We start from the raw sequence: 6,456 nt of genomic DNA, 5'->3' as shown, positions 1-6,456 counted from the left end.
CCAAAGCCGACGCTGCCAATAAAGCCAAAGCCGACGCTGCCAATAAAGCCAAAGCCGACGCTGCCAATAAAGCCAAAGCCGACGCTGCCAATAAAGCCAAAGCCGACGCTGCCAATAAAGCCAAAGCTGATGCAGCAAATAAAGCTAAAGCCGATGCCGATGCAAAAGCCAAGGCAGATACAGCGAATAAAGCCAAAGCTGACGCAGCTGCAAAAGCCAAGGCAGATGCAGAAGCCCGTGAACGTGCGGCTGAAGAAGCCAAAGCGTCCGCTGCAAAACAAGCCGCTGAGGAAGCTGCGACCAAAAAAGCGGAAGCAAAGAAAATTGCCTCCACTGCAAAACGTGATTTTGAAAATAAAGTTAAACGTGCGTGGGATATTCCGAGCGGTTCATCCGGTCAGAAAGCCACTGCCCGTGTGACCTTAAGTGACAGTGGTGCAGTGCAATCGGTTATCGTCAGTTCAAGTGATCCGGACATGAAAGCAAGTGTAGAAGCTGCGGTACGTGCAGCAGCGCCTTATCCTATGCCTTCCGATCCAGATGCACGACGTGAAGCAAGAACATTTACTTCAAGCTTTACTGCGAAATAAAATAAAAAGCCACATCAAATTTAATTGATGTGGCTTTTTTGACGAATAAACTCAAATTTTGCTAAAAACAGATAATATTTTATTCACTTTTCACAGTCTTATAACAGTTTAGTCATCATGATCTACTTCCAATAAAGCAAAATCATGCCATTATGTGACACAACCGAATTCACAATAATTTACATTTTTTAGAGTACCTAGCGGATGATGGAAATGACGCGTAAACATTTACTTTGCCTAGCCGTTTTGACAGCTTTAAGTCCCGTTTTAGCGACACAGTCTTATGCACAACTGCATTTAGAAATTGCCAAAGCACCCGAAGAAGCACCGAAGATTGCCATTATTCCGTTTAATAATGACCAAAATATTTATCCGATTGTCGAAAATGACTTAAACCGTTCAGGCAAATTTTCAAGTGCTTCAAAAAACCTGCCTGCAACAGCAAGTATGAATATGCCTAATGCAGAGGCATGGAAATCTGCAGGTGTTCCCTACGTAGTCACAGGTACGGTAAAAACGACTGAAAATGGCGCATATGAAGTTCATTATCAACTCTATGATGTCGAAAAACAGCAATATTTATTAAATGAATTACTGACAGTTCCTGCTTCACGTATTCGCCAAGCGGGTCACACTATCAGTGATGCAATTTATCAGGCATTGACCGGTATTGCAGGTGACTTTAGCGGACGCATTGCTTATGTACTGCGCAACCCGGCTACGCCTGAACAGCGTTATACCTTACAAATTGCCGACACCGATGGCGAACAGCCAAAAACCATTCTGACCTCTCGTGATCCAATTTTGTCTCCTGCCTGGACACCGGACGCGAAAAAAATTGCCTATGTTTCATTTGAAACCAAACGTCCTGCAATTTATGTACAAGACTTGGCCACAGGTCAGCGTGAAAAACTGGCGAGCTTCCGCGGTCTAAACGGTGCACCAAGCTTCTCGCCAGATGGTAAAAGCATGCTGTTTACTGCATCTCTGCATGGCAACCCTGAAATTTATCAAATGAATCTGGAAACACGTCAGTTGCAACGTATGACCAATGAGAGTGCCATTGATACAGAAGCACGTTATGCCCCAGACGGTAAATCATTTATTTTCACCTCTGACCGAGGCGGTTCACCGCAAATTTATACCTATAACTTTGCAAATAGTACAAGTAAACGCCTGACGTTCCGTGGTGCATTTAATGCACGTGGCACATTAAGTGCTGATGGTAAAAAAGTGGCTTTAGTCCATCGCCCAAGTGGCAGTAATTACAAAGTGGCTATTCAGGACATCAATACCGGTATTACCAATATTCTGACCCCAACCAGTCTGGATGAATCACCAAGTTTCTCGCCAAATGGGCAAATGGTGGTCTATGCAACACGTGAAGGGAACCGTGGTTTATTGTCCATCATGTCATTGGATGGCCGTTTCCGCATGAATTTACCAAGTGAACAAGGCGAGGTTCGTGAACCTGCTTGGGCACCAAAATAACAATTTAATTTAAAGCAATGATAATCATGGAGATAAAGATGAAAGCAGTTAAATTATTGGTCCTTCCTGTTCTTGCAACAGCCTTAGTGATGACGGGTTGTGCCAGCCGTAAACCTGCAGCTGAAATTCAGGCAGGTCAAAATCCATCTGAAGCAGCTACAGTAAGTACTGAAGGTTTAAGTGAGGATGCAGCTCTAAATGCGCAAAACCTGGCAGGTGCTTCTTCTAAAGGTGTGACTGCGGCAAATAAAGCCTTCTTGGCAAAACGCGTTGTTCACTTTGACTATGACAGCAGCGATCTTTCTAACGAAGACTATCAAACCCTTCAAGCACATGCACAATTCCTTGTGGCCAATGCAAATTCGAAAGTGGCTTTAACCGGTCATACCGATGAACGCGGCACACGTGAATACAACATGGCTTTGGGTGAACGTCGTGCTAAAGCGGTAGAAAGCTTCCTGATTACCAATGGCGTTGCTGCAACACAATTAGAAGCAGTAAGTTATGGTAAAGAAATGCCGATTAATGCAGGTCATGATGAAAATGCATGGAAAGAAAACCGCCGCGTAGAACTTAACTACGAAGCTGTTCCACCATTATTAAAATAATGGCTTGAATAAAAAAGCGCTCAACTTAGTGGTTGGGCGCTTTTTTATGTTTTAAGCTTTTTCAGATTCATTCGCTTCATCTTTCGAGCTTTGCATGGATTCGATCAGATCATGCTTGTTGAATTTTTTATATTCCGGTTTTGCTTCGTAAGCTTTCCAAGCTTCCTTCACTTTTTCCTCGGAAATATCATTTAAATTCATAGCTTCATTTGGCGTTGGAGTCGCATCAAACTTTTGCGTTGTCATAACTGTGCTCCTATCACTATTTTAATATCTTCTGTGTTTCAACATAGCATTTTCCAAGAAACTTACAAGAGTAAAATCACGACAAATAGTCGAGTTTAATTGTTCTTTTGCTGCGTTCTCATCTAAAATGATCCCCCATATTCTTTTGATAATTTTTTATCATTTTCTAATTGGAGTTTTCCTGTCATGTCATACCTCACCCTTTCCCAATTTCTAGAACAAAAAACAGGGAACCTAACGCCTGAACTTGCTCAAGTAATTGAAACAATTGGTAATACATGTAAAGCCATTGATCAGTTATTACAAAAAGGAGCCTTGGCGGGTGTATTGGGTAGTGCGCAACACGAAAACGTACAAGGCGAAGAACAAAAGAAACTTGATGTTATTTCCAATGATTATCTGATTGATGCTTTAAAAGTTCATCCACATGTCGGTGGTTTGGCTTCCGAAGAACTCGATGAATTTACCCCTGCACAAGAAAATGGTGAATTCCTTGTATTGTTCGATCCACTGGATGGTTCAAGCAATATCGACATCAATATGTGTGTCGGCACAATTTTCTCTATTTTGCCTGCTCAAAATGCAGTGACCAAAGCTGAAGACTTTATGCAACCCGGTACCAATCAGGCTGCTGCGGGTTATGTATTGTATGGTCCATCGACCATGATGGCACTTACCGTCGGTGCGGGCGTTGTATTCTTCACTTTCGACCCTGAAACTCAAGAATTCCTTTTAACGTCGGAAAATATTCAGGTTGCTGCGGATACCAAAGAATATGCGATTAATGCTTCAAATCAGCGTCACTGGGAAGAACCGGTAAAACGCTATATTGGTGAGTTGCAAGACGGTAAAACTTCAGTACGTGGCAAAGACTTCAACATGCGTTGGGTCGCATGTATGGTGGGTGATATTCACCGTATTCTTTGCCGCAGCGGTATTTTCTTATATCCATACGACACCAAAGATCCAAAAAAAGCCGGTCGTCTTCGTTTAATGTATGAAGCAAATCCAATGAGTATGTTGATGGAACAAGCTGGTGGTGCATCTACGACTGGTCGTGTACGTATTCTTGAGATTCAACCAACTGAACTGCATCAACGTGTTCCTGTTGTCATTGGTTCTAAAAACGAAGTTGACTTAGTTACTCACTACCATAATTAATTTTTTATAGCGGAAGTAAGTGCTTACTGCTTACTTCCGTGGATTTAATCTCCCATGCCTACTATTTTTCTTGAATCAAAAGATAATCCTAAAATTAAGCACTTACGTGGCTTAATTGATCAAAACTCGTATCGTAAAAAGCAAGGTCAAACTGTACTTGAAGGCACGCATTTATGTCTTTCATGGCTGGCAGAAGATCGAAAAATTAAATCTATTTTCACTACTGAACATGCTTTAACGCATCCTGATTTCGATCTGATTGCTGAACAATATCAAGGTGCGGTATTTGTCATTAGTGAATCTTTATATAAAGATTTAAGCACATTAGGTACAACCCTTGCTTGTCTTGCAATTGTTGATTTACCAAGTTCAAGCCATGCCTTAGACTTCACGGCAGATACCTTGATTTTGGAAAATATCCAGGATCCAGGCAATGTCGGCACTTTAATCCGCTCTGCAGCTGCAGCCGGGATTCAACAAATTGTGTGCACCAAAGGTTCAGCTTCACTTTGGTCACCACGCGTATTACGCGCAGGTATGGGTGCACATTTTTCATTGCATACCTATGAAAATATTGCCCTTGAAGATCTTTTAGATAAATTTAAGATTCCGGTATATGTCACCAGTTCACATGAATCAGAAAGTTTATATTCAAAAGACTTAAAGAAAGCCTGTGTATGGATTTTAGGTAACGAAGGTCAAGGCGTTTCTGATTATGCACTTGCACATGCAGAAGCAGTTTCTATTCCTCAGCCAGGTGGACAAGAATCCTTAAATGTTGCAATTGCCGGTTCTGTCTGCTTCTTTGAGATGGTGCGTCAGCGTTTATAATCCTTTCTCTTTCGTTACTTTATTTTAAACATCAGCTGCTGATGCTTAAAAATAGACTACACTAGAAAAATAATAAGTTTTTTGTCAACCAAACCATTATTTCCAGCGTTATATAATGTATGAAAATGGGAATAATGGTGGGTGTCCAATGACAGGATTTTCCATCTCTATGGATTCAGCACCGAAACAGTCTCAAGCGGAAAATTTGAGTATTCTGAAGAGTACGGCTGAACAGCGCCTGAAAATTTTCATGCAGGATGTAACGGGGCGAGCCTTAGTGATGATGGAGAGTGCGACTCAAGGTCAACAAGGCATTGCGATGGATTTAGTGCAAGAAGCATTTATTTCCTTGCATAAAACATATGCTGAAAAGCCGACTGATGAATGGTACCCCCTGTTTTACACCATTTTGAACCATAAACTACAGGACTGGCGCAGAAAAGAAGTCCGTCGGGCACAACCTTTTTCATTTTTTAAAAAGGTTAACCTAGATGACGATGATATTGAACTCAATGATATTGTCGATGAAAACACCCCCAGTCCATTCGATTTTCTTGATCAAGCCGTGACTGCCGAAGAAATACAGGAAGCCATTTCTCAGCTCCCCGTTCGACAGCAACAAGCTTTTATGCTGCGTGCTTGGGAAGGTTTTGATACACACACGACTGCACAAATCATGGAATGCAGTGAAGGTAGTGTAAAAACGCATTATCACCGTGCCATTCAAGGTCTTCGGAACTCGTTGGCACATTTGAATCCATATTCTGGAGGGTCATCCGAATGAAACAAGATGATTTCTTAAAACAAGTTACTTCCAAACTCGATGGACTCGCACAACATCATAAAGACAAACCTGTTGTGATGAATCATGTCATTGAAGAAATTCAGGACCGAGAAACTGCCCGTTATGGACTTTGGAAAATGTCAGGATTTGCACTTGCTGCTGCAATTGCAGGTTTTGTGGTCTTCCCAAATTCTATTGAAATGGCTGCAAAGCCTCAGAATCAAGTTGTGGTTACTCCAAAATTATCACCCCAAATGGTTGAAGATTTGGAGATGTTAATGGTTTTAGGTGAGGACAAAGTTCCACATGGCAGCTAAAAAATTAGCATTTGCTTTTTGTGCACTCGGATTTCTACAAACCAGTTTCGCTGGTTTTGAACGTTTCTGGATTTTTTCTAAGGATGCGGACACTCAATTGGCAGAAACATGGGAAACTCTGTCAGATGCTGAACAGCGTGCACTTATTCAGCGTTATCAATCGCTAAAAGAATTGCCTGAAGCACAAGGTACCGCTTTGCATCAGCGTATGGATTGGTTTACCCAACTTCCCGAGCAAGAAAAGCAAAAAATGCGAGAAACCTGGCAAAAAATGAGTAGTCAAGAGCGTAAAGATTTAGGCACACGCATGCAAAAGGCAACACCTGAAGAAAGACCCGCTATCCGTGATGAATACATCAGTAAATATTTGCAGCAGCCTAATATTATCAATCACTAATATTTAAAATATTGAATAACAGTAATAAAAA

The 6,456-nt window shown here is 41.5% G+C and carries 9 protein-coding genes; 8 read left to right on the top strand and 1 reads right to left on the bottom strand.

Annotated elements, in window-relative coordinates:
• The 3 genes from tolA to pal form a co-directional block, all read left to right on the top strand.
• The coding region (tolA, locus tag ACU0NF_RS04975) for a cell envelope integrity protein TolA (protein ID WP_445660329.1) at positions 1 to 590 on the top strand (590 nt) is incomplete at its 5' end.
• 207 nt (positions 591 to 797) lie between these two features.
• On the top strand, positions 798 to 2,081 hold the full coding sequence (gene tolB / locus ACU0NF_RS04970) for a Tol-Pal system beta propeller repeat protein TolB (protein WP_445660333.1): 1,284 nt from the start codon (positions 798 to 800) through the stop codon (positions 2,079 to 2,081).
• 38 nt (positions 2,082 to 2,119) lie between these two features.
• Positions 2,120 to 2,689, top strand: a complete 570-nt coding sequence (gene pal, locus ACU0NF_RS04965) for a peptidoglycan-associated lipoprotein Pal (protein ID WP_171535367.1) — start codon at positions 2,120 to 2,122, stop codon at positions 2,687 to 2,689.
• A gap of 51 nt (positions 2,690 to 2,740) precedes the next feature.
• Here the strand turns inward: pal and ACU0NF_RS04960 are convergent, their stop codons facing one another.
• Positions 2,741 to 2,935 carry an NF038105 family protein gene (locus ACU0NF_RS04960; protein WP_445660328.1) on the bottom strand — a complete coding sequence of 65 codons (195 nt, stop codon included), beginning with the start codon at positions 2,933 to 2,935 and terminating at the stop codon, positions 2,741 to 2,743.
• Positions 2,936 to 3,121: 186 nt separating this feature from the next.
• Between ACU0NF_RS04960 and ACU0NF_RS04955 the strand changes: the two genes are divergently transcribed.
• From ACU0NF_RS04955 to ACU0NF_RS04935, 5 genes are all read left to right on the top strand, one after another.
• Complete coding sequence (locus tag ACU0NF_RS04955; RefSeq protein ID WP_445660327.1) at positions 3,122 to 4,096, top strand: class 1 fructose-bisphosphatase; 975 nt, start codon at positions 3,122 to 3,124, stop codon at positions 4,094 to 4,096.
• 54 nt (positions 4,097 to 4,150) lie between these two features.
• On the top strand, positions 4,151 to 4,927 hold the full coding sequence (locus ACU0NF_RS04950) for a TrmH family RNA methyltransferase (protein WP_131382931.1): 777 nt from the start codon (positions 4,151 to 4,153) through the stop codon (positions 4,925 to 4,927).
• Between the two features lie 169 nt (positions 4,928 to 5,096).
• A complete protein-coding gene (locus ACU0NF_RS04945; RefSeq protein ID WP_370983540.1) occupies positions 5,097 to 5,711 on the top strand; it encodes an RNA polymerase sigma factor in 615 nt (204 codons plus the stop codon).
• Positions 5,708 to 6,028, top strand: coding sequence for a hypothetical protein (locus tag ACU0NF_RS04940; protein ID WP_131268036.1), 321 nt, complete (start codon positions 5,708 to 5,710; stop codon positions 6,026 to 6,028). Before ACU0NF_RS04945 ends, ACU0NF_RS04940 begins: the two co-directional genes overlap by 4 nt.
• Positions 6,018 to 6,425, top strand: coding sequence for a DUF3106 domain-containing protein (locus tag ACU0NF_RS04935; RefSeq protein ID WP_370983528.1), 408 nt, complete (start codon positions 6,018 to 6,020; stop codon positions 6,423 to 6,425). The genes ACU0NF_RS04940 and ACU0NF_RS04935 overlap by 11 nt, the downstream gene beginning before the upstream one ends.
• Positions 6,426 to 6,456: the final 31 nt, after the last annotated feature.

This window comes from Acinetobacter sp. F16 (assembly GCF_052712855.1).
The sequence above is the reverse complement of the archived record's forward strand: the minus strand, read 5'-3'. Positions and strand labels throughout refer to the sequence as shown.